We start from the raw sequence: 25,592 nt of genomic DNA, 5'->3' as shown, positions 1-25,592 counted from the left end.
CGTTTAGGTAAGGCGTCTAGTATTCGGGGCATGACCCCTGAGGAGATTCAGGCCGGGCGGGAACGCTGGCAGCGCCGATACGATCAGGCGCACAAGCGCAACGCCGACTTCACCACACTGAGTGGAGTTGAGGTCGAGCCGCTCTACGGCCCGCCGGAGGGCGTTTCCTATCCGGGTTTCGACCGGATCGGCTGGCCGGGAGAGTTTCCCTTCACCCGTGGTCTCTATCCCACCGGGTACAGGGGAAGAAGCTGGACCATCCGGCAGTTCGCCGGGTTCGGCAACGCGGTGCAGACCAACGAGCGTTACAAGCAGATCCTGGGCGCGGGCGGCGGTGGCCTGTCGGTGGCGTTCGACATGCCGACCCTGATGGGCCGCGATTCGGACGATCCGCGTTCGCTGGGCGAGGTCGGGCACTGCGGCGTGGCCATCGACTCCTCGGCCGACATGGACATCCTGTTCGACGGGATCAAGCTGGCCGACGTCACCACGTCGATGACGATCTCGGGCCCGGCCGTACCGATCTTCTGCATGTATCTGGTGGCCGCCGAGCGGCAGGGCTGTGATCTGTCCAAACTGGACGGCACTTTGCAGACGGACATCTTCAAGGAGTACATCGCGCAGAAGGAATGGCTCTTCGATCCCGAGCCGCACCTTCGCCTCATCGGTGACCTGATGGAGTACTGCGCGCACAACATCCCGCGCTACAAGCCGCTTTCCGTGTCGGGCTACCACATCCGTGAGGCCGGCTCGACCGCCGCGCAGGAGCTGGCCTACACGCTGGCCGACGGCTTCGGTTACGTGGAGCTGGGCCTGTCCCGCGGCCTGGACGTCAACGTGTTCGCGCCCGGCCTGAGCTTCTTCTTCGACGCGCATGTCGACTTCTTCGAGGAGATAGCCAAGTTCCGTGCCGCGCGCCGGATCTGGGCCCGCTGGATGCGCGACGTCTACGGCGCCACCAGCGAGAAGGCGCAGTGGCTGCGCTTCCACACGCAGACCGCGGGGGTGTCGCTGACCGCGCAGCAGCCGGTCAACAACGTGGTCCGCACCGCGGTGGAGGCCCTGGCCGCCGTGCTCGGTGGCACGAACTCGTTGCACACCAACGCCTTGGACGAGACGCTGGCGCTGCCCACCGACGAGTCGGCCGAGATCGCCCTGCGGACCCAGCAGGTGCTTATGGAAGAGACGGGCGTGGTGAACGTCGCCGATCCGCTGGGCGGGTCGTGGTACGTGGAGGCGCTCACCGACAAGATTGAGGCCGAAGCCGAGGCGATCTTCGCGCGCATCCGTGACCTGGGCAACGACGGCACCATGACCTCGGGAATCCTGCGCGGGATCGAAGACGGCTGGTTCACCTCGAACATCGCCGACGCCGCCTACATCTACCAGCGCGCGCTGGAGGACGGCACCAAGAAGATCGTCAGTGTGAACTGCCACACCAACACGATCACCAAGGGCCTGGAGATCCTGCGGGTGTCGCACGAGGTGGAGACCGAACAGGTGCGCGTGCTCAAGCAGCGCCGCGGCAAGCGGGACGAGGTGGCGGCAAAGGAGGCGATCTCCAGAATGGTCGCCGCGGCCCACGGCGGGGAAAACATGATCCCGTCGATGCTCGACGCCTGCCGGGCCGAGGCTACCCTGGGCGAAATCTGCGACGCGCTGCGAGCCGAGTGGGGCGTCTACCGGGAACCGGCACGCTTCTAGACTAGACAACCATGAGCGAACAGCGACCGGGACAGTCGATCTTCACGCGTGGCGCCGTGGACCTGAGTGCCCTGGCCAACAGGCCGGCGCCGGATGCCGCCGGGGCGGCCGAGCCGACGCAGCAGCAGCAACAGGGCCCGTGGCTGGACGTGACCGAGGCCAACGTCCAAGCCGCGGTGCTGGAGCAGTCGCTCAAGACGCCGGTGGTGGTCGCCTTCGTGGTCGACCACCCCGAGGTGAACCCCTACTTCGCCGAGCTGGCTAAGCAGAACGCCGCCGACGGTGGCACCTGGGTGCTGGCCCGGGTCGATCTGCAGGCCCAGCCGAGGCTGGCGCAGATGTTCCGGGTCCAGACCGTGCCCATGGTCTTCGCGATCGTGGGCGGGCAGCCGGTGGACGCCCAGCCGGGCATCCTGCCGCCCAGCGACCTGCGCAAGTGGCTCGACGCCGTGCTCAAGGCGGGCGGCATGGAGGTGGAGACCCCGCCGGATCCCCGGCTTGAGGCGGCCGACGATGCGCTGATCATGGGCGATCTCGACGAGGCAGAGCGCGCCTACAAGAAGATCCTGTCGGACTCTCCGCGCGACGCCGCCGCCGAGGCTGGGCTCGCCCACGTGGTGGTGGCCAAGCGGGCCAAGGGGATCGACCCGGTGGCCGCGATCGCCGAAGCCGACGCCAAGCCCGACGATCTGCAGGCTCAGCTGCGCGCCTCGGACGTCGAGTTCTTGTCCGGGCAGGCGGAACAGGCCTATCAGCGGCTGGTCAATCTGGTTCGCCGCGTCTACGGTGACGATCGGGAAGCTGTGCGGCAGCACCTGGTGTCACTTTTCGCCATCGCAGGGCCGGACGATCCGGCCGTGGCCGCCGCGCGACGCTCCCTGGCAAGCGCATTGTTTTAAGACGGAGTCGACAGAGTCGACAAAGAGGGAGGCAGAGCGGTGCGGCGAATCGCTGTACTCGACGCCCCCTCCAACCTTGGCCTGCGCCCACCCACCGCGACCTCGGTGCCGGGCTGCGCCAAAGCGCCAGGAGCCTTGCGCGACAAGGGATTGGTGGCCCGGCTCGACGCGCGCGACGCGGGTTGCCTCACCCCGCCGCGCTACGACCCGGGCGACTGGCGTCCCGGCGACGGCGTCTCCCACGCGCCGCAGGTCCACTCGTACACGCTGCGGCTGGCCGACCGGATAGCCACCATCATCGACGCGGGCGAGTTTCCGCTGGTCCTCGGCGGCGACTGCTCGATCCTGCTCGGCTCTGGCCTGGCCATGCGCCGGCTGGGCGCCGAGATCGAGGGCCGCATCGGCCTGGTCTTCGTCGACGGGCATTCCGACTTCCGGCATCCCGGCAACGCGCCCTATGTGGGGGCGGCGGCGGGGGAAGACCTCGCCCTGGTGACCGGGCGCGGGCAAGCAGAGTTGGCCGGCATTGAAGGCAGACGTCCCTATTTCCGCGACGCAGACGTGGTCGTGCTGGGGATTCGCGAAAACGACGAGTACAGGCTCGATTTGCAGGCGGCGGGCTTCTCCGTGCGCGCGGCCCCGAAGCTGCGCGCCGAGGGCGGGGCCCGGACAGCCCAGTGGGCGCGCGAGCAGCTTTCCGACTGCGCGGGCTTCTGGCTGCACGTCGACGTCGATGTGCTCGACGCGACGATCATGCCCGCGGTCGACGCGCCCTCGTCCGGCGGCATCGCCTTCGCCGAGCTGGAGTTGCTGATAGCGGGCCTGGTCAGCTCGCCGCACTGCCTGGGCATTGAGGTCACCATCTTCGATCCCGATCACGACCCGAAGGGCACCTACGCCGCCGAGCTCGTCGAGACCTTGGTCGCCGGGCTCACCCCGCTGCTGTCCGAACGTGGCGCTGCCAACGTTCCTGCCCCCCGCGTGCCGAGCGACAGCCACGTGACCCGCTAGGGTTTCGGGGTGCTCCTGATCGCGATCATTCCGGCTCTGCTGCTGGCGGCGTGGGGCCTGCTCGCCGCCGCGCTGAACCGCGCGCCCGACCGGGCCCAGCTGATCGGCACCGTGCTGGCGACCCTTGGCGTGCTGGTATATCTCGTGGTTCTCGTGTCGGGAACCGATGGCGGATCTTCGGCGACATTTGTCGGGTACACGTTGACCGCGCTCCTGCTCCCCGCCGGCGCCTGGGTCCTGGCCCGCCTCGAACCCACCCGATACGGCAGCTTGATCGTCGGAGTCGGAGCGCTCATCATGCCCGTGCTGGCGTTAAGGATGTGGCAGGTATGGGTCGTCTCCTGACTTTCGTCTACGGGCTCTTCGCGCTCTCGGCCACGGCCCGAGCCACCGTGCAGATCTTCTCGCACTTCGCTCAAGCGCCGATGGCCTACCTGCTGAGCCTGCTCGCCGGCCTGATCTACATCGCCGCCACGTTCGGCCTGGCCACACGCCGCCGCACCCTCGCCCTGGTCTGCGTCTCGATCGAGCTGGTCGGCGTCCTCGCGGTGGGCGCAGCCAGCTACATATGGCCCGACGCATTCCCCGACGCGACCGTCTGGTCCCACTTCGGCCAAGGCTACGGCTACGTCCCCCTGGTCCTCCCCTTCCTAGGCCTCGCCTACCTCCTCCGCCACCCCACCCCCACGCCCGCCGCCCAATAACCACGCACGGGCCTTCGTTGCCGCGCGGGAGCTGACGGCGAGCGACCACGACGTGGCGGCGTGTAAAGAAAGGAAGGGGGCACTGCCAGATTGGCAGCGCCCCCAAAGGGTTTACAGGCCGCGCAGGAAGGCCTCGCTGATGGGCAGGGCGGTCTCGGCGGGCTTGACGCCCTGCTCGACGAAGACGGCGAAGGCTATGTCGTTCTGCCAGCCGATGAACCAGGCGTGGGTCTTGGTCGGGTCTCCGGTGACATATTCGGCGGTGCCGGTCTTGCCGTGCACGCCGGGCAGGTCGTTGAGCTGGGTGGCGGTGCCATCGGTGACCACCTGGCGCATCATCGCGCGCAGGGGATCGACCGTGGAGGCTTTGAGGGCGGGGCCGGCGGCGGCGGGTTTGGCCGGGGTCGGGTCGAGCAGCAACACCGGTTGTTTCCACTGACCGCGGGCGACCGCCGCGGCGACACCGGCCATGGCTACCGGGCTGACGATCGTGGTGCCCTGGCCGAATGCGGCCGCAGCCTGCTCGCCGGCGTCACCGTTGGCGGAAACCTTGCCGGAGAAGGCGTCCAGGCCCAGGTCCCAGGTCTGTCCTAAGCCGACGGTGGCGCCTGCCTTGGAGAGGCCGTCGCCGCCCAGCCGCGGGGCGAGTGAGGCGAACGCGGTGTTGCAGGACTTGTAGAAGTCGACGCTGAAGGGCACGTTGCCCAGCTCGAACTGGCCTGAGTTCTGAATTTGCGGCCGGCCCGGCACGGTGAGGAACTTGGGGCATGCCACGATCTCGTCGGGGGTAACCTTCCCGTTTTCGAGCAAACCGAGCGCCGTCACGGTTTTGAAGGTGGAACCGGGCGGCACCTGTGCGGTGAAGGCCAGGTTGAGCTCGGTCTTGTTGGCGACGGCGAGAATGGACCCGTCGCTGATCCGGATCGCGACCAGGGCGCTGCGCTGGCTTGCCGCGCCGAGCGCCGCCTCGGCTGCCCGCTGCACCTTGGTGTCCAATGTGGTCTTAAGCGGCTGGCCGGGCACCGCAGGCACGTCGTAGAGCAGGTTGTCGATGGTGGTTCCGTCTGGGGCCTTGCGCGCCGCGACCACCTTGACCCCACCCGAGCCGCGCAGCCGCTGGTCGTATTTCTGCTGCAGGCCGCCGCGGCCCACCTGGTCTGTCGGCGAGTAGACACCCGGGTTGGCGTCCATGATCTCCTTGGTCACCGGGCCTACCGAGCCGAAAAGGGCCGCACCGAAGGTCCTGCTCTCCGCCAGCATGCGCTGCTCCTCGTTGAAGCGCATGCCACTCAACGCCTGCAGCTGGGGCCGGACGGTGTCGTAGACCTCGCGCCGCAGCGTGATCACCTCGATGAACTGCTCGGCGTTGGCCGGGTTGTTGACCCGGGTGGTCAGGTCGGCGACGTCCAGGGTGGCTTGCTGCTTGAGGATGTTTGCCAGATCGGTGACAAGTTTGTCCTTCGAGCCAATGATCTTCGACGGCCAGATGCCCACGATGACGACCGGGCGCAGTTTCACCAGCTCCTCGCCATTGGCGGCGAGCACTCCGGCGCGGGTCTGGCTCACCCGGCGGGTTTCGAAGCGGTCACCCAGGTTCAGCTGGGGGTGGACCACCTTCGGCTCCCAGATCAGCTGCCAGGTGTCCTCGACCTTGTGCGCGGTGACAGCCGTGACGTAATCCCACTTTCCGCCGGGGATGGGCTGGGACACCTTGATTTCGACGGTCGCCTGGTCATCTTTGGTGTCAATCTTGCCCTTTGCCAGTGTCGGCTTACTGTCTTTGAGACTTCCCGACAGTGCCGCCAGCTCCTCGGCGACGACATTGTTGGCCACTTTTTCACCATTGGTGCGAATCATGGTCACGTTGCCGAAGTCGCCAGTGCCCCAGCCTTTGAGAAAAAGGTCTACTGAGGGTCCAGGCCCAGGATCCTTGGAGCAGGCGGTAAGGCCAACGGCGGCCACGGTGAGCGCGAGAAAGGGGAGCAGAAGGCTGCGAAAGGGGGACACGCGTTCATTCTGACCCACAGCTGCTATGGCTCGTCACCCTGATTAGGCTTCAGGTGTGGCCCACAGCGTGGTGGGCGAGGGGAGTATGGGTAGTCATGAGTGCCTCAGATGATGGCGGTACCGAGTTCGGCGCGACTGTCGATTCTTTGACCGACGAAGCGGCCTTTGGTCAGGTCTCCCTAACCGACGACCTGGATGAGGACTTTGATGAGGCGCTTCCCAATGGCGAGAGCCTGATCGCCGCCGCGGTAGCGCTGGCCGCGACCGGGCCTGACGGCCTCGCTGAAGCGCAGCTGGTGCAGCGCTACTGGCGCTTCGCCCCCGACGAAGAACTGGTCGACCTGACCCCCGAAGAGGTGCTCGCCGCCGCCCGATCCCATCGTGAGCTGGCCGCCAAGCGCAAACCGGGCGAGCTGAACCTGCGCCTGACCGTTCCGGCCGATCAGCCACACAGCGTCGTGGAGCTGGTCACCGATGACATGCCGTTCCTGGTTGACTCGGTCACCGGTGCGCTGAGCGCCCGCAACCTCGATGTCCAGCTGCTGGTGCACCCGGTGATGGTGGTGCGCCGCTCCTCCGACGGCGAGCTGCTGGAAGCCTGCGCCGATGTCGAGCCCGACGACGCGATCCCAGACGACATAGTCGAGAGCTGGATGCGTATAGAGATCGACCCGGTCCGGGATCCGCAGGAGCAACAGCTGCTGAGGGAGGACCTCAACCGGGTCCTGGAGGACGTGCGCCGCGCGGTCACCGACTGGCCCGCGATGCGTTCCCGCGCGCTGGGGCTGGCCGACGAAATCTCCCACGCCGAGCTTCCCGTGCCGGACCGCGACGTCACAGACTCGGTCGAGTTGCTGCGCTGGCTCGCCGACGACCACTTCACCTTCCTCGGCTACCGCGAATACGAGCTCGCACACGAGAACGAGCACGAGCTGATCCGGGCCATCCCGGGCACCGGGCTGGGCATCCTGCGCGCCGAGCAGGACAACTCCCGCATGCTCAGCTCGATGACGCCCGAAGCGCATCAGAAAGCGCTGGAGAAGCGGCTGCTGATCATCACGAAGGCGAACTCGCGCTCGACCGTGCACCGCAGCGCCTACCTTGACTACATCGGCTTCAAAACCTTTGACAGCAACGGCAACGTCATCGGCGAGAAGCGTTTCCTAGGCCTGTTCTCATCGGCGGCCTACCGCACCAGCGTGCGCGATCTGCCGGTGGTCAAGCGTAAGGTTTCCAGCGTGCTGGACCGCTCCGGGCTCAGCCCGCGCAGCCACTCCGGCAAGGATCTGGTCGAGATCCTGGAGACCTATCCCCGCGACGAGCTCTTCCAGATCACGACCGATGATCTCTACCAGGCGGCCACCGGCGTGCTGCGCATGGCAGGGCGCCGTCAGCTGCGCCTGTTCATGCGCCGGGATACGTTCGGCCGCTTCATCTCCTGCCTGATCTACCTGCCGCGCGACCGGTTCACCACGGCGCATCGCCTTGCCATGCAAGAGATTCTGCTCCGCGAGCTCAACGGTATCGGCGTCGACTACACCACCCGGGTCAGCGAGTCGAACCTGGCCCGCGTCCACTTCATCGTGCGCACCGATCCGGCCAACCCGCCCCAGCACATCGACGTCGACCTGCTCGCCGAACAGCTCGGCGACGCGACCCGCAACTGGGACGACGATTTCCGCCTGGTACTGGACAGAAAGCTCGGTGACGAGCAGGCCAAACAGCTCGCCTCCCGGTACACCGACGCGCTTCCGGAGACGTACAAGGACGGTCACCTGCCCTACGAAGCGGTGCAGGACCTGGCCAAGCTGGAGTTGCTGGAAGAGCCGGGACAGCTGGAGATGCACCTGTTCCGCAAGAAGTCGGACTCGAATGCGGTGCGGTTCAAGGTTTTCCGCTACGGGGAGCCGATGGTGCTCTCCGCGGTGCTGCCCGTGCTGCATTCGCTGGGCGTGAAGGTGACCGACGAACGGCCGTACGAGGTCAAGCGCGGCGACAGCACGGTCTACCTCTACGACTTCGGCCTGCAGCTCCCCTCCGGAGCGCGCGAGCTGGCCGAGGTGCGGGCCCACGTGGAGAACGCGTTCGCGGCCGCCTGGCGCGGCGAGGCCGAGGTGGACGGCTTCAACGAGCTGGTGCTGCGGGCCGGTCTGACCTGGCGGCAGGCCGTGGTGTTGCGTGCCTACGCCAAGTACCTGCGGCAGGCCGGAACGGTCTTCTCCCAGGACTCGATGGAGTCGACCTTCACCGCCTATCCGCAGGTGGCCGCGCTGCTGGTGGCGCTCTTCGAGACCCGTTTCGATCCGCGCCTGCAGCTGACCGACGCGGAACGCAACAGCCAGGCCAAGGAGCTGGTCGCCGCGATCGCCCGACAACTGGACAATGTGGACAGTCTCGACCAGGACAGGATCCTGCGCAACTACCTCACCCTGATCCAGGCCACCCTGCGCACCTCGTTCTTCCAGCGCTCCTCCGATGGGCGGCCTAAGTCGTACGTGGCGATAAAGCTTGACCCACAAGCGATCCCAGACCTGCCCCAGCCGCGTCCCAAGTTCGAGATCTTCGTCTACTCGCCGCGCTTCGAAGGCGTGCACCTGCGGTTCGGCGCGGTGGCCCGCGGCGGGCTGCGCTGGTCCGACCGCCGCGACGACTTCCGGACAGAGATCCTCGGCCTGGTCAAGGCGCAGATGGTGAAGAACGCGGTCATCGTCCCGGTCGGGTCCAAGGGCGGTTTCGTGCTCAAGCAGGCGCCTTCCCCGTCCGAGCGCGACGCCTACCAGGCCGAGGGGGTGAACGTCTACAAGAAGTTCATTTCCGCCCTGCTCGACGTCACCGACAACCTCGACGCGGGCAAAGTGGTGCCGCCCAAGGATGTGGTGCGCCACGACGGCGACGATCCCTATCTGGTCGTCGCGGCCGACAAGGGCACCGCGACCTTCTCCGACATCGCCAACGAAATCTCGAAGTCCTATGGCTTCTGGCTCGGCGACGCTTTCGCCTCGGGCGGCTCGGCCGGTTACGACCACAAGAAGATGGGCATCACCGCGCGCGGTGCCTGGGAGTCGGTCAAGCGCCACTTCCGGGACATGGGTGTCAACACACAGACGCAGGACTTCACCGTGGTCGGCGTCGGCGACATGTCCGGTGACGTCTTCGGCAACGGCATGCTGCTCTCCGAGCACATCGCGCTGCTGGCCGCCTTCGACCACCGGCACATCTTCCTTGACCCGCACCCGGATCCGGCCCGCTCGTTCGCCGAACGCCGCCGGATGTTCGACCTTCCGCGCAGCTCGTGGGACGACTACGACCGGTCGCTCATCTCCGAGGGCGGCGGCGTCTTCGCCCGGACCCTCAAGTCGATCCCGATTTCGGCCCAGGTCCGGGTCGCGCTTGGGCTGGCCGACTCGGTGACCGCGATGAGCCCGGCCGAGCTGATGAAGGCGATTCTGCTTGCCCCCGTTGACCTTTTGTGGAACGGCGGCATCGGCACCTACGTCAAGGCCAAGAGCGAGTCGAACACCGAGGTTGGCGACAAGGCCAACGACGCCATCCGGGTCAACGGCGCCCACCTGCGGGCCAAAGTGGTCGGCGAGGGCGGAAACCTGGGCTGCACCCAGGCCGGCCGGGTCGAGTTCGCCCGCGCCGGGGGACACATCTACACCGATTTCATTGACAACTCAGCCGGTGTCGACTGTTCAGACCATGAAGTCAACATCAAAATTTTGCTGGGTACGGGCGTAGAGGATCGCGATGCCCTGCTGGCCTCGATGACCGACGAGGTCGCCGACCTCGTGCTGCAGGACAACTACCAGCAGGCGACCACCCTCGGCAGTGCCCGCACCCAGGCGCTGTCCCTGCTTCCGGTGCATCGCCGCCTCATCACCGAGCTGGAACGCGCCGGCAAGCTCAGCCGCGCGCTGGAGTCGCTGCCCACCGATGAGGAGCTGGTGGTGCGCGGCGAAGCCGGAGAAGGCTTGTGCGCACCCGAATTCGCGGTTCTGCTCGCCTACACGAAGATCGTGCTGGAGGAGGAGATCGTCGCCTCGGACCTGCCCGACGAGGCCTGGACCAACCAGACCCTGGTCGACTACTTCCCAACTCCGTTGCGCGGCATGACCCAGCTGATGGCCGCGCATCCGCTGCGCCGCGAAATCTTCACCACCGTGCTCGTCAACGAAATCGTCAACCGGGGCGGCATCACCTTCGTCCACCGGGCCGTGGAGGAAACCGGCGCCACCGCGGCCGACGTGCTGCGCGCCTACGTGGTGGTGCGCGACGTTTTCGACCTGCCCGCGCTCTGGGCCGCCGTCGAGGCGACCGACAACGTCATCCCGACCGACGCCCAGACCGTGGTCTATTTGAAGGCACGCCGCCTGCTCGACCGTGCCGTGCGCTGGCTGTTGCAGAACCGCCGCTCGCCGATGGACGTCGCCGGCGAGATCGCCACGCTGCGCCCCGGTGTCGACGCCCTCCTGCCCCACCTGGAAACCCTGTTCCGCGGCGCGGAGCAGGAGGCGATGCAGGCCCACACCGCCGAGCTGCTCGCAGCGGGCGCTCCGCCCGAACTGGCCGAGCGCGGCACCCGCATCCTGTACAGCTTCGGACTGCTAGACGTCGTAGAGGTAGCCCTCAACACAGGCCGGGACATGTTCGAGGTGGCCGGGGTCTATTTCGTGCTCTCGGAACGGTTCCGGGTCGACGACCTGCTGACCCGAATCTCCCAGCTGCCCCGCAACGATCGCTGGCAGACGCTGGCGCGCATGGCTTTGCGCTATGACCTCTACGCCGCGCTGGCCGCACTCACCAACGAGGTGCTCGCCGCGACCCCAGCCGGGACAGAGGCGATGGAGCGCGTCGAGCTATGGGAACAGCGCAACACCAAGGCCATCAGCCAAGCCATCAAAGCAATCGGCGAAGTCGACGCCTCCCGCGCCGACCTGGCCGCGCTTTCCGTGCTGCTGCGCCAAATCCGCACCCTAGTCCGCACCGCCGCCGCCTGACACCATCACCTTGCCGGTCCCGTCCTCCGACGGGACCGGTATTTACGTTGGTAGTACTAGGTTTTTCGGGTGCACCTCGCTCTCGAACATCCGTGCTATTTGTGGTAGGCTTCGATGCATGGCTGCGGGGGCGGTTTGGGCGTTGAGTGGCGATGAGCTGTCCACCAAACTGCTGAATCTGTGGCAGGCCAAGCAGTCGCTTGTGGCCGAGATCCTGACGGTGATCCGGGAGATCGACGGCCGGGATGTCGCTCGCCGGGAAGGTGCTACCAGCCTGCCCGCGTGGCTTGGCGGCAAGCTGCGGCTCAATCAGGGCGCCGCACGGCAGATGGTCGAGCTGGCCCGGGTGATGGACACCTCTTGTCAGGCCACGGCTGCGGCCCTGGCGGAGGGTGTCATCAACCAGCGGCAGGCTGAGGTCATCGCGAAAACCGTTACCGGCCTTGCCGATTGCGGCACCGCGATCCAGGGCGAGGTGGAAAAGGCCCTGCTCACCGACGAATGCGTCGTGCTCGCCCCGGCTCAGCTGGCGATCGCCGCCGACTACGCGGTCGGCCTGGCCGCCCCTGACTTGGCAGAGGAGTTGCTGCGCAAGCGGCTGGCCGAAGGCGAGAAACGCGCCGCGCAGGATCGAGCGCTGACCCTGTCACCGTTCGGTGACGGCACCGGCCGCACCCGCTTGACCGGCATCCTGGGCGCGGAAGCAGCCGCGATCGTCAACGCCGCCATGGAACCTTTGTGCGCCCCGGCGGGCAAGGACGACACCCGCACCGCGACCCAGCGCCGCGCTGACGCGCTGACCGACGTGTGCCGTCTCGCCCTGGCCACCGACGAGCTACCCGAAAGCGGCGGTGACTCGGCCAAGGTCATGGTGACCATCCGCCACGACGAGCTCCTCGAGCGCATCGGGCGAGGCATGCTCGACAACGGGGAAAGCCTCACCCCCGAAACCCTGCGCCGCATGGCCTGCAACGCCGGGATCATCCCCGCCGTTCTCGGCACCACCGGCCAGGTCCTCGACCTGGGCCGGGAACGACGCCTGTTCACCGGAGCGGCCCGCCGTGCCCTGGTGCTGCGCGACGGCGGATGTGCCTTCCCCGGCTGCGATCGTCCTCCAAAGTGGACGGAAGGGCATCACATCCTGCATTGGATCCTGGGTGGGCGCACCGATCTGGACAACGGCGTGCTGCTGTGTGGTCACCATCATCGCGTCATCCATCAAGGCGAATGGCTTGTCCGGATCGCGGCTGACGGCTTACCGGAATTCCTCCCACCAGCCTGGCTTGATCCACTGCAAACCCCGCGCCGCAACACCTTCCACAGACGGCGCTAACCCAAATCCCCTACACCGCAACACCTTCCACCCACACATGCGCGCCCCGCGCAAAGTTTGCGCCCTTGTGCCCTGGCGCGCCAAGCGCCAACACCGCCCTAGACATCCAGGGTGCGGTCGGCCTCCCCACAGTGCGCCTGCTGCGCCCATGCGCTGATTGCCCCCATCGCCACCGGCACAGCCGGGACCGCGCCTGCCCTGCCCCGGACCGTGCGCCGCGTGGCGGCGCTGCTCTGGATCGTCCGCCGCGTGGCGGCGCTGCGCGTTGCGCTGCCATATCGCGTGGCGGCGCTGCCGCATCGCGGGCGGGCGCTATAGGCAGGGCACCGGATCTCGTTTGCCTTGTCGGTCACAAAGAGGGGCACGGCGGTGCCGATGGCGGGCAGCCCTGAGAGGGGTGTGTGTTCGCCAGACCTTTGCTCTGCACCCATAGGCGCAACTTCATGGTCAATGTGCGTCTATGGGTGCAGAGCAAAGGTGCGGTGGCAATACCCTTCGCCAGGGGCGGAGCATGGTGTGGGCGGGCGATTCGCGTGGCCTGTCGGCGGCGGAGCCGCCGGGCGGGACCATGCACGGGGGTGGCGTGGCCGCCGGGAGATACGGCGGCCGGCCACGGCGGGCCGGCGCAATGGTGAATTTAGTCGTTTGTGGATAGTTGGAAGTGCCAGATGACGGTGGCGGGGCGATCGGCGTTGGCGGCCCAGGAGGCTTGGGGAATGAAGCCGCTCAGGTTCCAGGGCCAGTCTTGCCATTCGCCGGGGGTGAGGTCTGGGCCTAGCGGGGTGGCGGGGGGCATGGTGGAGTCGAGGCCTGGGCGCGGTTCTTCGCAGCTGCGCACCTGGAGGCCGACGGGGAGGGCGGCGCGTAGGTAGTCGCCGGTGAGGTGGCGGTGGGTGGCGATGCGGGCGCGGGTGCCGTCGGGCAGTTCTACCTTGGGGATGGAGCCGCGGAGGACGATGCTCTCGTGCATGTCGGAGATGATCAGGTGGCCGCCGGGGCGCAGGGCGCGGGCGAATTCGGCCATTACTGGGCGCAGGTCGGCGACGTGGGTGAGGGCGAGGGCGCAGACGATGGCGTCGGCTTCGTTGTCGGCCAGGGGGAGTTTGTCGAGTTGGCCGAAGCGGAACTCGGCCGAGGGCACCTTCGCGCGGGCGTGGGCCAGCATGTCGGGTGAGCTGTCCACGCCGATGACGCGGTGGCCTTGGGCGGCAAGGTATTCGGTGTGCCTGCCGGTGCCGCAGGCAGCGTCTACGAAGCAGCCCTGGGGCAGTGAGTCGACGATGCGGCGGACATAGGGTTCCTCGACGGGGAAGGCGCCGTTGCCGGGCTCGTCGTAGGTTTTGGCCCAGACCTGGTAGCCGTCCACGGTGTCCACCGTGCCGATGGGAATGCCTGCGGCGACAAGGGTTTCGTCGTTGACGAGGCGGCGGATCTCGGCCAGCCGGGCGTGGACGAAGTCGCGGTCGAACTCGCCGCCGAAAGAGCGCAGCAGCGCGACTCCCTCGACGCCGAGCAGATAGGCCAAGGGATGCAGATACGTCACAAGCTCTGACTCTAGTTCAGTGGGCCAGGCCGAGGAGCTCGGCGGCGGCGCGGCCGTTGGCGTGGGACGCGCCGTAGGTGGTGACGAAAGCCTTGGCGCCGTGGGGACGCCACGAGGCCGGCCAGCCCATCTCCACCACGGCCACCGGGTGGGCGGCGGCGAGCTGTTCGACGAGGGTGCGGGCAGCCGGGTTGCGGTGGGTGTGGCGGCCGACCAGGACGATCGGGCGGCCGTGGGCGGCGTCGATGAGAGCCTCGGCGGAGGTTTGGTCGGCGGCGACGGCGAGCTGCGGGGTGCCGTTGAGGTGGGGGGAAAGTCCCCACGGGACGACGCCTTCGGCGATGGTGTGGCTGGCGCGCAGCTGGACCACGAAGGGTTTCTCGAACCCGGCGAGGCTGCCCTCGACGATGATGGCGCGGCGGGCAGCCTCGTAGCCGAGGCGGGGAGCGGGCTCCTGCTGGGTCGCGCCCATGGTCCAATTGGCGAGGGCGTCACAGCGCGCTGCCGCTTCCTCCACGCGGGCAAGGGAAAGCTCGCCCGACGAGATGGCGGCGGCGATGGTCGCGGCGAGCTGCTCGACGAGGGCGAGGTCGACGTCGGCGCCCACGCACAGCAGGTCCGAACCGGCTTGCAGGGCCCGGATCGCGGCCGGGCCGATGCCGCCGGCCGCGACGGAGGCGCCCTTCATCTCCAGGGCGTCGGTGACCACGGCGCCGGTGAAGCCGAACTCGCCGCGCAGCAGGTCGACCAGGATGGCTCGGCTGAACGTTGCCGGATCATCGCCGGTCAGCGCCGGGACCCGGATGTGGGCGGTCATGATGGCCTTGGCGTCGGCGGCGACCACCGCGGCGAAGGGCGGCAGCTCGCGCTCGCGCAGCACCTGCGCGGAGACGTCGACCGTGGGCAGCTCCAGGTGGGAGTCGGCGACGGTGGCGCCGTGCCCGGGGAAGTGCTTGGCGCAGGCCGCGACCCCGGCCTGTTGCAGGCCGACCACGGCGGCCGCGGCGTGTGCGGCGACCTTCATCGGGTCGGCGCCGAAGGACCTTGTCCCGATGACCGGGTTGTCGGTCGCCGTGTTCACGTCGACGGTCGGGGCGAGGTTGAGGTTGAGGCCGGCGCGGGCGAGTTCCACGCCGATCGAGTGGTAGACGCGCCGGGTCAGGTCGAGGTCGCCGATCGCGCCGAGCGCCGCGTTGCCGGGGTAGGGGCTGCCGGTGCGGTGAGCCAGCCGGGTGACGTCGCCGCCCTCTTCGTCGATGGCGAGCAGCACGTTGGGCCGGGCCGTGCGCAGGGCCGCGCTCAGCGCTGTGACCTGGGCCGGGTCGGCGATGTTGTACCCGAAAATGGTGTAACCGGCCAGACCCTGCTCAACCAGGTCGGTTGACCATTCCGGTGCGGTATGGCCCGGAAAGGCAGCCAAGAGCGTACGCAACGCCAAACGGCGCAGACCCGGATCGATGGTCACGGCGACTCCTCAAGACCTGTAGGCTACGGCGGTACCGGTTAAGGTTACCTAATTTAATAAGAAACTTAACTAAAAGCTAGAGCCAAGGATGAGCAATGGCGGCTGTGTCCCAACCTGGCACCCCGAGATTACTGCGTGCGCTCAACGATCGTGCGGCCCTCGAGCTGCTGCTCTCGCGCGGACCGCTCACACGCTCCCAGTTGGGTGAGATGACGGGCCTGTCCAAGGTCACGGCGTCCCAGCTGGTGGAACGGCTGGAGGAGCGCGGGCTGGTCCAGCGGGTCGGCGAACAGGCCGGCGGGCGCGGGCCAAATGCCCAGCTGTATTCGGTACGTCCGGAAAGCGCCTATGTGGTGGGCGTCGAGGTCGGCGCGGAGGGGGTCATCGCCGCGTGCGCCGACATCACCGGCGAGATCATCGGACGGGTGCAGCACTCCACCGAGGACACCGCGGACCCGGTCGGGGTGGTGCACAACGCAGTGCTCGACGCGGTGAAGCAGTCGGGGGCACCCATGGCCGACGTACGCCGGATCGTGCTCGGCACACCGGGTCTGGTCGATCCGAGCACAGGCGACATCGTCTTCGCCTGGAACCTGCCGCGCTGGCATCGCGGCCTGGCGGCCGCGCTTCGCGACGATCTGCACACCACGATCCTGTTCGAGAACGACGTGAACCTCGCGGCCGTGGCCGAGGCCCACAACGGCGCGGCCCGTGACGTGAAGGACTTCCTCCTGGTGTGGGTGGGCGGCGGGCTCGGTCTGGCCGTCGTCCTCGGCGGCAAGCTGCATCGCGGATTCTCGGGCGCGGCCGGCGAAATCGGCTACCTGCCAGTGCCCGGAGCGGAGATCACCCGCGAGGTGACCCGGCGCGGCAAGGGTGCGTTCCATCAGATCGCGGCCGCCGACGCGACCCGGGCGATGGCTCGGGAACACGGCTTCCGCGCGCCGACCGCGGGCGAGGCCGTACGCAACGCGATCGCCGCGGGCACCAAGGGCGGCCCAGTTCTCGACGAGCTGGCCCGGCGGCTGGCCCTGGGTGTCGCCTCCTCGTGTCTGGTGCTCGACCCGCCGCTGGTGGTGTTGAGCGGCGAGATCGGCGCCGCGGGCGGAACCCCTTTGGCGGAAAGGGTTCAGCACGAGGTGGCCGCGATCACCCCGGTGAGCCCGAAGGTGGTGGTGACCGGCGTGACCGAGGAGCCGGTGCTGCGGGGCGCTCTGCTGACCGCGCTCGACACCGTACGCGACGAGGTCTTCGGCTCCACAGTGGACTGACGTTTCCGGCAGGCCGCCAAATGGGTATGTTCGCGGCGTGCTACCCGCCAAGACATATCGCGAACGGCTGGTCCGGCTCCTGGAGCGCGGGCCGAAACGTCCCTCGGAGCTGAGCCGGGGGGCGTGGTGGCGTGCCTTCGGCCGCACCGTCGGCGAGCTGATCGATGACCATCTCACCGATCGCGCGGCCGTGCTGACCTACTACGGCATCCTCGCCATCTTCCCCGGCATGCTGGTGCTGGTGGCCGTCGTGGGGTTGCTCGGCAACCAGACCGCGATAGATGTCGTGCAGGACATCAAAAATCTGAGCTTCGGCCCGACCGCCGACATCATCGGCCAGGGCGTGGACGACGTCGTCAAGAGCAAGCAGCAGGCGGGGATCGTCGCCGTGCTGGGTCTGCTGGTCGCCTTCTATTCGGCCACCGGATACGTGGGTGCTTTCATCCGCGCGGCGAACGCCATCTACGACGTGCCCGAGGGGCGCCCGGTCTGGAAGACGTTGCCCCTGCGCATCCTCATCACGATCGTCACCGGGTTGTTCCTCGCGCTCAGCGCGCTCACCGTTGCCTTCACCGGCCGCCTGGCCGTCCGGATCGGGGAGGCGCTGAACATCGCCCCGGAGCGGGTCAAAACCTTCGACGTCGCCAAGTGGCCGTTGCTGATGCTGGCCTTCGCGCTGCTGATGGCGTTGCTCTACTGGGCCGCGCCCAACGCGCGACAGGGCGGGTTCCGCTGGATCACCCCGGGCAGCCTGCTGGCCACCGTGGTCTGGATCGCGGTTTCCGGCGGATTCGCCTTGTACGTGGCGCGATTCAACTCCTACGACCGCACCTATGGCGCGCTCGGTGGGGTGATTGTCTTCCTGGTGTGGATGTGGCTCACCAATGTCGCGGTGCTGCTCGGCGCCGAATTCGACGCCGAGCTTGCCCGCGAGCGGGCTATCGCGGCCGGGCTTCCCCGGCAGGCCGAGCCCTACCTGCCCGTGCGCGACCTGCCCAAGGATCGGGTGGTCGAGGAACCGCCCGACATCTAAGCCGGGCCTACGCGAGGTCGCGGCGGCGGAAGCCGGTGAAGGCGACGGCCGCGGCAGCGGCTGTGAGCGCACCGAACACCACCGCCGCCTGCCACCAGTAGACGATCATTGCGCCGTTGTCGAGGTGTGAGGTGTAGTCGTAATACGTGTACTCACCGGCGAACCAGGCCGCGATGTAGGTCGACAGGAAGTAGGGATCGTTGCTGGCGCCCACGTTCCGGCTCGCGATCTCCATGATGAGCCGGGCGCCGCCCTCCCACACGATGACGTAGCCGAGCAGAGCGCCCAACGCCGCCGCGGTGTGCCGGCCGACCGTGGCGACGGCGAAGGACACCAACCCGGCCACCAAGGCCATGCCTATGCCGCGCACCGTAATCAGCGCGACGTGAGACCAGCCGGAGGCGGTCATCCCGCCCGCGTAGCCCATGGTTTCGGCTATCCCGTAGAACGTGCCGATGTAGATGAGGCTGAAGACCACCGAGATGGCGGTGAGCATGCCCAGGCCCACGCCCAGCTTGCTGCCCAGCACCTGCGTCCGGTTGGGCCGCCACAGGAGCAGGTTGGTCATGCCGCCGCTGTGCAGCTCGGAGCCGATGAACGAGGCCATCACCAGGTACCCGAAAAGGCTTAGAAATGCGCCAAGGAAGAAGACCAGCGCTTCGATCTGCCGGGCGAAGTGGAAGACGCCGTAGAGATAGTCCTCCACCACCACCTTGCTCGGGTCCAGATCCGCGCACCGGCGGGTGTCGGTGAGGTTGGCCACGCAGTTGGCGTATTCGTTTTCCAGGTAATGCCGGGTCTCGGCCGCCTGCATTCTGGCGTTTGCCCACATCTCCGTCGTGGGTTGCTCGGTGCTGGCCATGACGGTGAAGATGGTCAGCCCGAAGGCCACCAGCAGCATCACCACCATAATCTGGATGAACCTGCGGGAGCTGAAGCGGAGGATCTCCGCCTTGATGAGGTTCATCGCGTTACCTCGATCTCGATTTCGGCCCGCCCGGCCGGCGCCGGTGGCTGCCATCCATCGTCCACATCGGACATAAGGCCGTTGCCGGGCCGGGTGCCGGTCACATCAAGGAAAACGCTCTCAAGATCGGGCGTGAGCGCGGTCAGCTCGGTGAGCCAGTGGCCGGCCGTGCCCAGGGTCTGCGTGATCCAGGAGGCGTCGGTGACCCCGCTGACAACCAGCTTGCCCTCGTTGAGCCGGGCCGAGCCGCCCGCGGCGGCGATCGCCTCCAGCGCCCCGGCCGGGTCGGCCACCCTCACCGAATACTCGCCTTTGTCATGCTGGGCAAGGACTTGCGCCACCGGCCCATGGGTGACCCGGCGGCCCCGGGAGATGATCGTCATCGAGTCGCAGACCTGTTCGATCTCGTCCAGCAGATGGCTCGAAATCAGGATGGTCACCCCGCGCGACGCCAGCTCCCGGACCAGACTGCGCATCTCGTGGATGCCGGCCGGGTCCAGGCCGTTGGCCGGCTCGTCGAGGATCAGCAACTCGGGCTGCTTGAGCAGGGCCGAGGCGACCGCCAGCCGCTGCTTCATGCCCAGCGAGTAGCTCTTGACGAGGTCTTCCCCGCGATCGCGCAGACCGACTGCCACCAGTGTCTCTTCAACCCTTTTTCTGGGTACCCCGCCAGCCATCGCCAGCAGCTCAAGCGTTCGCTGTCCGGACAGATTCCCGAAGAACGCGGGGCTCTCCACGATCGCGCCCACCCGGTGTGCGACGTGGATGTAGTCCGCGCTGGTGGTGCCCAGAATGCGCATGTCCCCGCTGTCGGCGTGGACCAGACCGAGCAGCGCGCGCAGCGTGGTGGTCTTGCCCGACCCGTTGGGGCCGAGGAAGCCGTGCACCTGACCGGCCTCGACCACCATGTCGAAGCCGTCGAGCGCCACCTTGGGGCCGCGCCGCCAGCCGCGGAAGGTCTTGTGTAAGCCGGAGATCTCGATGACCGCTGTCATGGCCGTCACCTTATGTCTCAATGCCGAGTCCATGGGGACATGGTTTTATTGCTTTCGTGCATCCCGATCTCGTCATCGCCGCTGAGCAGGTCAATGTAGTCCGCTCCGGCCGTCATCTGCTTCGCGAACTGAACTGGCAGGTGGAGCTGGACGAGCGGTGGGTGATTCTCGGGCCCAACGGCGCGGGCAAGACCACTTTGCTCAACCTGGCTGCCGGCCGATCGCATCCCACCAGCGGCGCGCTGCATGTGCTCGGCGAGCGGATAGGCCGCACCGATCTGCAGGAGCTGCGCACCCGGGTCGGGTTTTCGACGTCGGCGCTGTCCGAGCGGATTCCGGGCGGGGAGCTGGTGCGCGACGTCGTGGTGACCGCCTCCTGGTCGGTGGTCGGCCGGTTCCGGGAGTCCTACGACGAGCAGGACGTCGTCCGGGCCACCAACCTGTTGCGCGAGTGGGGGATGGGCTCGCTGACCGAGCGTGAGTACGGCACCCTCTCCGAGGGCGAGCGTAAGCGCACCCAGATCGCGCGGGCCCTGATGACCGACCCGGAGCTGCTGCTGCTCGACGAGCCCGCGGCCGGGCTCGACCTGGGTGGCCGCGAAGACCTGGTCACCCGGCTCACCCGGCTGGCCATGGACCCCGATGCGCCGGCGACCGTTCTGGTGACCCATCACGTCGAAGAGATCCCGCCCGGTTTCACCCACGCCCTCCTCCTGCGCGATGGGGCCGCGGTGGCGTCCGGGCAGGTGCAGGACGTGATCACGTCCGATAACCTGTCGGAGACGTTCGGCATGACGCTGAAGGTGTCCTACGGGGAGGGACGATATGCGGCGATTTCAGCCAGGTGAGACGGTAATCCGGCGGGAGATCATGCACGGCGAGGTCTGGTTCGCCTATCCGTCGATCTGCGTTCAGGACGAGGGTGATCTTTTGGTCACCTACCTGCCGACGAACACCGAGTTCGGCTTTCCCACGAAGGGAAGGTTCCCGATCGGCGAGCATCCCTGGCGCGCGGAGAAACACACCCACTGGTCCGGTCACGGCATGCTCGCCCTGCATTGGGAGGGCGTGGACCACGCCGTTTTCGTCTACTGGAACGGTCCGCAACGCGAGCACGCCTTCTGGTACTTCAACCTGCAGGACGCTCCGCGCCGCACCCCGATCGGCTTCGACACCCTCGACCACGAGCTGGATCTGCTCTGGCGGGTAGGCGCGCCAACCTGGGAGTGGAAGGACGTGGAGGAGTTCGCCAAGACCGGCGAGGCCCGCTACCCGGGCCGCGTTCACGAGATCCAGGCCGAGGGCGACCGCGTCGCCAAGCTCCTCGACGCGGGCGAGCGCTGGTGGGACGAGTCATGGGCGAGCTGGCAACCCGATCCGCAGTGGGCAGCGCCGACGTTGCCCGCCCACTGGGAAGAGGTCCCCTGCGTCGGCCGCTGATCGTCAGTAGCGGCCGGGGAAGTTTCCGCCGAAGAGAAGGTCCAGATAGTAGAAGACCTCTGGCGTGTCCTCGTTGTGGAAGGCCTCCAGCGCTTTGCGGGCCCTGTTCGCCCCGCGGCGCAGTTTGGCCACCGACTCGTCGCGGATGGCAGGGGTGGCGCAGGCGTCGAACTGGCCGGTGACCGTCTTGGGATCTTTCATCGGCGCGAGCCTGAGCTGATCCAGCCGCTGGAGCAGGCCGCAGATGTCCCACACCGGGATGTGGGTCTCCTCGCTGCTGATGTACTCGGCGGCCCTCATCTCCAGGTAGAACGACGACACGGGCATCTCGTTGTAGTACTTCCACGCCTTGGCCAGGCGGGCGAGGTTCTTCGCCGCGCCGGAGACCTTGCTGATGTTGTTCACATCGTTGACATAGCTGGCGTGGGCGTCCGGGGCGGAGTCCATCCATCCCGTGTCGTAACCGGGTACCTCGTAGAGCGGGAAGTTGTCGTCCCGGCGGCCGGCTGCGAAGGCGGGCATCACGTTCCAGGCGCCGTCGCCGTTGGCGAACTCGACCACGACGGCCGGCCTGCTGATGGACACCTTGGTGTTGGGAAAGCTTGCGGTGAGGGCGTTCTTGACCCAGCCCAGGGCGGTGTCGGACGAGCCCGGCTTCGCGCCCTTGATGCTGACGAGCAGGTCGACGTCGCAGTGTTTGCGGATGCCGGTGCCGTTGACGAACGAGCCGATCTCGATAAAGCGATTGACTTCGATGGAATTTCTCAGCGATGCCTCGACGCTGTCTCGATGTTTGGCTCGCGCCTCACGTTCCGACTCCAGCGGCGTGAGCCGCCTCAAGAACTCATCGAACGCTTGGGCAACCGAGCGCGGCATTTCAAACTCCACAATGGTCAGGGCAAAAACGACACCCTACCTCCGCTACGGATGGTTCTCCAGCGCGCGCTGAATCGACCGATAGATCTTGCCGAAGCGGGTCTCATCGGCAACCCGTATCAACAGGAGTTCCTTGCCGTGGCGCACGCACCAGATCTCGTGCACCTTGGAGCCCACGTCGTAGCTGCGGTCGAACCGGTGCAGCACCCACTCCAGCATCGGCCCGGCCATGGCCACGAGCAGGACGACGACGGCCAGCGGGACCAGGACGGCAGCCGCGGTGCCGGGGTTGGTCAGGGTCGCGGTCACCAGGAAGACGATCCCCAGCAGGGCGAGGATGACCGCCACCACGACACCGATGTTGAGCGCACCACGGCTGGCGGCCCGGCGGCGCACCGAAGGATCGGCTTGCACCTCCAGGTGCCAGACATATTCCAGCTCGGAAAGGGCATAGACCCTGCCGTGGATGTGAACGGCCACGGAGGTCACCTCCACCGTCCGGTCACGGTAATAGGTGAGCACACGCCCACCGTAGAGTCGGTGTCAATACCTGTCGGTGATCTCAGCGAGGAGGCAGTGGTGGGCGAATTCGTCAACCTGGAAATAGCGGATGGCATCGGGGTGATTCGGCTGGATCGCCCACCGATGAATGCCCTCAACGCCCAGGTTCAGGAGGAGTTGCGCGCCGCTGCTCATGCGGCCACCAACGACGCGGACGTCTACGCGGTGATCGTTTATGGCGGTCCCAAGGTCTTCGCGGCGGGTGCGGACATCAAGGAAATGGCCGACATGACCTATGCCCAAATGGCCGTTCGGGCGGGCGCGCTGTCGAGCGCCTTCGATGCGGTGGCGCGCATCCCCAAGCCGGTGGTGGCCGCGATCACCGGCTACGCGCTCGGCGGCGGGTGCGAGCTGGCGCTGGCCTGCGACTGGCGGGTGGTGGGCAGCGACGCGAAACTGGGCCAGCCCGAGATCAAACTTGGCATCATTCCCGGAGCGGGTGGCACCCAGCGGCTGCCGCGGCTGGTCGGCCCGGCGCGAGCCAAGGACATCATCCTCACCGGCCGGATGGTGGACGCGGCCGAGGCGCTGGCGATCGGGCTCGCCGACCGGGTGGTCGAGCCGGAGAAGGTTTTTGACGAGGCTCTGGCGCTGGTGTCGCAGTACGTGCGCGGGCCGGTGCAAGCCATTCGCGCCGCGAAGCTGGCCATCGATGGTGGCCTGGACAACGACCTCGCCTCCGGATTGGCATGGGAGTCACAGCTTTTCGCGGGTCTGTTCGCCACCGAGGACAAGACCGAGGGCATGACCGCTTTCGTGGAGAAGCGCAAACCGGGCTTCGAGGGTCGTTGATCCGACAGCGCGATTTGCGTCCCTCTAGGACACTACGGCGGGTTCGGCCTTGAGCTTGCGATGATCACACCGGCGGCGCTCGCGGTGGGGCCGCCGTGGTGCAAGCGATCGCAAGCCACCTGTCGGGAAGGTTGGTGCAGCTTGGCGAGCGAGGTCTGATCAGCGTGGCCCGAAAGGTGTTCCGCGTTGAGGCCAAGCCCGCCGAGCTCACCCTCACCGCCGCGCTGGCCGATCTGCTTGCCGATTCGTTCGTCGGCGCGATAGCCGTCGCTCGTTAATGGTGATGAGCGCCGCGCGGGGTGCTCCGGCAAGTGTGAGGATGCTTCACATTCTTTCGAGCGATGGGTAGGCTGCGCCGTATGATCTCTGGCCACGGTGGACAGTTGGCGCTTGCAGCGCTGAAGGCTGCGGGCGTGAAGGAGATGTTCACGCTCTCCGGCGGGCATGTCTTTCCGCTCTACGATGCGGCGCATCAGGAGGGCTTTCCGCTCTACGACGTGCGGCACGAGCAGAGCGCGGTCTTCGCGGCCGAGGCCGTGGCCAAACTTCAGCGCCGGCCCGGGGTGGCCGTGCTCACGGCCGGGCCGGGGGTGACCAACGGCATCTCGGGCATCACCAGTGCTTTCTTCAACGCGGCGCCGGTGCTCGTGCTGGGTGGGCGGGCGCCGCAGTTCCGCTGGGGTGCGGGCTCGCTGCAGGAGATCGATCACGTCCCGCTGGTCAGCTCGATCACCAAGCACGCCGCGACGGTGCCCTCCGCCGACGCGATCACCGCCGCCGTGACCGAGGCGCTCTCCGCCTCGCTGAGCGGACACCGCGGTCCGTCCTTTTTGGACTTTCCGTTGGACGTGATGTTCGGCTTCGGCGAAGGAAATGTCGAGGCGCCCAAGGTGGGTTCCTGGCAGGCCGACCCGGAAGAGGTCAAGAAGGCGGCAGGGCTGCTGGCACAGGCGCAGCGGCCGGCCATCATCGCCGGTTCGGATGTCTACGGTGCGAACGCGGTGGAGGCGTTGCGGGCGCTCGCCGAGCAGTTCTCGGTACCGGTCTATGCCAACGGAATGGGCCGTGGCGTGCTGCCGCCCGAGCATCGCCTGGCCTTCTCCAAGAGCCGCCGGGCGGCTCTGTCCGACGCCGATGTGGTGGCGGTCATCGGCACCCCACTGGACTTCCGGCTCGGGTTCGGTGACTTTGGCTCGGCCAAGGTGGTGCACGTGGTCGCCGAGCCGAGGCTGCGCGCCGGTCATGTCGAGGCCGCCGCCTCGCCGGCCGGTGACCTCACCCTCACCCTGCAGGCGATGGCCCGCTACACCGGGGACCAGACCGGCCACGAGGACTGGATCGCCAAGTTGCGCGAGGCCGAGAGCGCGGTGGCGGCCAAGCACGCCGCCGAGATGGAGGCCGACTCCGACCCGATCAAGCCGGCTCGCGTATACGGCGAGCTCCGCAAGATCCTTGCCGCGGACGCGGTGACGATCGGGGACGGCGGCGATTTCGTCTCCTACGCCGGCCGCTACCTCGAGCCCGCCCAACCCGGCACCTGGCTCGACCCGGGCCCCTACGGCTGCCTCGGGACAGGAATGGGCTACGCCATGGGCGCCAGGGTCACCTATCCCGACCGCCAGATCTGCGTGCTGATGGGCGACGGCGCCGCGGGCTTCTCGCTGATGGACGTCGAGTCCCTGGTGCGGCAGAACCTTCCGGTCGTCATCGTGGTGGGCAACAACGGCATCTGGGGGCTGGAGAAGCACCCGATGCAGGCGATGTACGGCTACGACGTGGCCGCCGACCTGCAACCGGGCCTGCGCTACGACGAGGTGGTCAAGGCGCTGGGCGGGGCGGGGGAGACCGTCGCCAAGCCCGGCGAGCTGGCCGGCGCTTTCGAGCGCGCCTTCGCCTCGGGCGTGCCCTATCTGGTCAATGTGCTCACCGATCCCGCTGACCAGTACCCGAGATCGGCGAATTTGGCTTAACAGCAAGCTGTCAGCACGCTG

General features: G+C 67.5%; 21 protein-coding genes. 14 read left to right on the top strand and 7 right to left on the bottom strand.

The features are described from left to right. Nucleotides 1-30: 30 nt before the first annotated feature. Genes icmA through Rhe02_RS13345 form a run of 5 tightly spaced genes read left to right on the top strand, consistent with a single transcriptional unit; the run spans nt 31 to nt 4,318 of the window. Nucleotides 31-1,704, top strand: coding sequence for a coenzyme B12-dependent isobutyryl-CoA mutase large subunit (icmA, locus tag Rhe02_RS13365; RefSeq protein WP_203908494.1), 1,674 nt, complete (start codon nt 31-33; stop codon nt 1,702-1,704). Nucleotides 1,705-1,715: 11 nt separating this feature from the next. Beyond that, nucleotides 1,716-2,603, top strand: coding sequence for a tetratricopeptide repeat protein (locus Rhe02_RS13360; RefSeq protein WP_203908493.1), 888 nt, complete (start codon nt 1,716-1,718; stop codon nt 2,601-2,603). Between the two features lie 39 nt (nt 2,604-2,642). Next, a complete protein-coding gene (locus Rhe02_RS13355) occupies nt 2,643-3,614 on the top strand; it encodes an arginase family protein (protein WP_203908492.1) in 972 nt (323 codons plus the stop codon). 9 nt (nt 3,615-3,623) lie between these two features. Next, nucleotides 3,624-3,959 (top strand): hypothetical protein, encoded by a 336-nt coding sequence (locus Rhe02_RS13350; RefSeq protein ID WP_203908491.1) that lies wholly within the window; start codon nt 3,624-3,626, stop codon nt 3,957-3,959. After that, complete coding sequence (locus tag Rhe02_RS13345) at nt 3,944-4,318, top strand: hypothetical protein (RefSeq protein ID WP_203908490.1); 375 nt, start codon at nt 3,944-3,946, stop codon at nt 4,316-4,318. Before Rhe02_RS13350 ends, Rhe02_RS13345 begins: the two co-directional genes overlap by 16 nt. A gap of 111 nt (nt 4,319-4,429) precedes the next feature. Here Rhe02_RS13345 and Rhe02_RS13340 read toward each other — a convergent pair whose 3' ends face one another. Further along, nucleotides 4,430-6,325: a penicillin-binding transpeptidase domain-containing protein gene (locus Rhe02_RS13340; protein ID WP_203908489.1), complete on the bottom strand. Its 1,896-nt coding sequence runs from the start codon at nt 6,323-6,325 to the stop codon at nt 4,430-4,432. Between the two features lie 95 nt (nt 6,326-6,420). Here Rhe02_RS13340 and Rhe02_RS13335 point away from each other — a divergent pair, with 95 nt between their 5' ends. Together Rhe02_RS13335 and Rhe02_RS13330 are read left to right on the top strand one after the other, a co-directional pair. Next, entirely contained in the window at nt 6,421-11,325 is a 4,905-nt protein-coding gene (locus tag Rhe02_RS13335; RefSeq protein WP_203908488.1) for an NAD-glutamate dehydrogenase, read from the top strand. A 118-nt stretch (nt 11,326-11,443) separates the two neighbouring features. Next, nucleotides 11,444-12,658, top strand: coding sequence for an HNH endonuclease signature motif containing protein (locus tag Rhe02_RS13330; protein ID WP_203908487.1), 1,215 nt, complete (start codon nt 11,444-11,446; stop codon nt 12,656-12,658). A 637-nt stretch (nt 12,659-13,295) separates the two neighbouring features. Here the strand turns inward: Rhe02_RS13330 and Rhe02_RS13325 are convergent. Both Rhe02_RS13325 and Rhe02_RS13320 read right to left on the bottom strand, forming a co-directional pair. Then, entirely contained in the window at nt 13,296-14,201 is a 906-nt protein-coding gene (locus tag Rhe02_RS13325; RefSeq protein ID WP_203908486.1) for a class I SAM-dependent methyltransferase, read from the bottom strand. 16 nt (nt 14,202-14,217) lie between these two features. Next, nucleotides 14,218-15,666 (bottom strand): glycoside hydrolase family 3 N-terminal domain-containing protein, encoded by a 1,449-nt coding sequence (locus Rhe02_RS13320; protein WP_203908485.1) that lies wholly within the window; start codon nt 15,664-15,666, stop codon nt 14,218-14,220. Between the two features lie 95 nt (nt 15,667-15,761). On the opposite strand from Rhe02_RS13320, the gene Rhe02_RS13315 reads away from it, so the two are divergent. Both Rhe02_RS13315 and Rhe02_RS13310 read left to right on the top strand, forming a co-directional pair. Continuing rightward, nucleotides 15,762-16,937, top strand: coding sequence for an ROK family transcriptional regulator (locus tag Rhe02_RS13315; RefSeq protein ID WP_203908484.1), 1,176 nt, complete (start codon nt 15,762-15,764; stop codon nt 16,935-16,937). Between the two features lie 37 nt (nt 16,938-16,974). Then, nucleotides 16,975-17,970 carry a YihY/virulence factor BrkB family protein gene (locus Rhe02_RS13310; protein ID WP_203908483.1) on the top strand — a complete coding sequence of 332 codons (996 nt, stop codon included), beginning with the start codon at nt 16,975-16,977 and terminating at the stop codon, nt 17,968-17,970. Nucleotides 17,971-17,977: 7 nt separating this feature from the next. Here the strand turns inward: Rhe02_RS13310 and Rhe02_RS13305 are convergent, their stop codons facing one another. Both Rhe02_RS13305 and Rhe02_RS13300 read right to left on the bottom strand, forming a co-directional pair. Continuing rightward, on the bottom strand, nt 17,978-18,937 hold the full coding sequence (locus Rhe02_RS13305) for an ABC transporter permease (protein WP_203908482.1): 960 nt from the start codon (nt 18,935-18,937) through the stop codon (nt 17,978-17,980). Further along, nucleotides 18,934-19,932 (bottom strand): ABC transporter ATP-binding protein, encoded by a 999-nt coding sequence (locus tag Rhe02_RS13300; protein WP_203908481.1) that lies wholly within the window; start codon nt 19,930-19,932, stop codon nt 18,934-18,936. The genes Rhe02_RS13305 and Rhe02_RS13300 overlap by 4 nt, the downstream gene beginning before the upstream one ends. A gap of 20 nt (nt 19,933-19,952) precedes the next feature. On the opposite strand from Rhe02_RS13300, the gene Rhe02_RS13295 reads away from it, so the two are divergent. Then, on the top strand, nt 19,953-20,780 hold the full coding sequence (locus Rhe02_RS13295) for an ABC transporter ATP-binding protein (RefSeq protein WP_203908480.1): 828 nt from the start codon (nt 19,953-19,955) through the stop codon (nt 20,778-20,780). Beyond that, nucleotides 20,758-21,372, top strand: coding sequence for a ribonuclease FAU-1 family protein (locus Rhe02_RS13290; protein ID WP_203908479.1), 615 nt, complete (start codon nt 20,758-20,760; stop codon nt 21,370-21,372). Before Rhe02_RS13295 ends, Rhe02_RS13290 begins: the two co-directional genes overlap by 23 nt. A gap of 3 nt (nt 21,373-21,375) precedes the next feature. Here the strand turns inward: Rhe02_RS13290 and Rhe02_RS13285 are convergent, their stop codons facing one another. Further along, nucleotides 21,376-22,248, bottom strand: coding sequence for a nucleotidyltransferase domain-containing protein (locus Rhe02_RS13285; RefSeq protein ID WP_203908478.1), 873 nt, complete (start codon nt 22,246-22,248; stop codon nt 21,376-21,378). Nucleotides 22,249-22,293: 45 nt separating this feature from the next. Continuing rightward, the gene (locus Rhe02_RS13280) at nt 22,294-22,770 is read right to left on the bottom strand and encodes a DUF6232 family protein (protein WP_203908477.1); all 477 of its coding nucleotides are present in this window, start codon (nt 22,768-22,770) and stop codon (nt 22,294-22,296) included. A gap of 57 nt (nt 22,771-22,827) precedes the next feature. Here Rhe02_RS13280 and Rhe02_RS13275 point away from each other — a divergent pair, with 57 nt between their 5' ends. The 3 genes from Rhe02_RS13275 to Rhe02_RS13265 all read left to right on the top strand — a co-directional run bounded on the left by Rhe02_RS13275 (nt 22,828) and on the right by Rhe02_RS13265 (nt 25,571). Further along, nucleotides 22,828-23,601 carry an enoyl-CoA hydratase/isomerase family protein gene (locus tag Rhe02_RS13275; protein WP_203908511.1) on the top strand — a complete coding sequence of 258 codons (774 nt, stop codon included), beginning with the start codon at nt 22,828-22,830 and terminating at the stop codon, nt 23,599-23,601. A 95-nt stretch (nt 23,602-23,696) separates the two neighbouring features. Then, entirely contained in the window at nt 23,697-23,879 is a 183-nt protein-coding gene (locus Rhe02_RS13270) for a hypothetical protein (protein ID WP_203908476.1), read from the top strand. A gap of 81 nt (nt 23,880-23,960) precedes the next feature. Further along, on the top strand, nt 23,961-25,571 hold the full coding sequence (locus tag Rhe02_RS13265; protein ID WP_203908475.1) for an acetolactate synthase: 1,611 nt from the start codon (nt 23,961-23,963) through the stop codon (nt 25,569-25,571). Nucleotides 25,572-25,592 lie beyond the last annotated feature (21 nt).

The organism is Rhizocola hellebori (assembly GCF_016862955.1).
GTDB lineage: Bacteria > Actinomycetota > Actinomycetes > Mycobacteriales > Micromonosporaceae > Rhizocola > Rhizocola hellebori.
The sequence above is the reverse complement of the archived record's forward strand: the minus strand, read 5'-3'. Positions and strand labels throughout refer to the sequence as shown.

Coding starts and splice junctions, on each gene's coding strand:
- Rhe02_RS13305 (WP_203908482.1), bottom strand. CDS start 18,937: ATGAACCTCATCAAGGCGGAGATCCTCCGCTTCAGCTCCCGCAGGTTC.
- Rhe02_RS13335 (WP_203908488.1), top strand. CDS start 6,421: ATGAGTGCCTCAGATGATGGCGGTACCGAGTTCGGCGCGACTGTCGAT.
- Rhe02_RS13285 (WP_203908478.1), bottom strand. CDS start 22,248: ATGCCGCGCTCGGTTGCCCAAGCGTTCGATGAGTTCTTGAGGCGGCTC.
- Rhe02_RS13360 (WP_203908493.1), top strand. CDS start 1,716: ATGAGCGAACAGCGACCGGGACAGTCGATCTTCACGCGTGGCGCCGTG.
- Rhe02_RS13295 (WP_203908480.1), top strand. CDS start 19,953: ATGCCGAGTCCATGGGGACATGGTTTTATTGCTTTCGTGCATCCCGAT.
- Rhe02_RS13265 (WP_203908475.1), top strand. CDS start 23,961: ATGATCTCTGGCCACGGTGGACAGTTGGCGCTTGCAGCGCTGAAGGCT.
- Rhe02_RS13315 (WP_203908484.1), top strand. CDS start 15,762: ATGGCGGCTGTGTCCCAACCTGGCACCCCGAGATTACTGCGTGCGCTC.
- Rhe02_RS13330 (WP_203908487.1), top strand. CDS start 11,444: ATGGCTGCGGGGGCGGTTTGGGCGTTGAGTGGCGATGAGCTGTCCACC.
- Rhe02_RS13345 (WP_203908490.1), top strand. CDS start 3,944: ATGGGTCGTCTCCTGACTTTCGTCTACGGGCTCTTCGCGCTCTCGGCC.
- icmA (WP_203908494.1), top strand. CDS start 31: ATGACCCCTGAGGAGATTCAGGCCGGGCGGGAACGCTGGCAGCGCCGA.
- Rhe02_RS13300 (WP_203908481.1), bottom strand. CDS start 19,932: ATGACAGCGGTCATCGAGATCTCCGGCTTACACAAGACCTTCCGCGGC.
- Rhe02_RS13290 (WP_203908479.1), top strand. CDS start 20,758: ATGCGGCGATTTCAGCCAGGTGAGACGGTAATCCGGCGGGAGATCATG.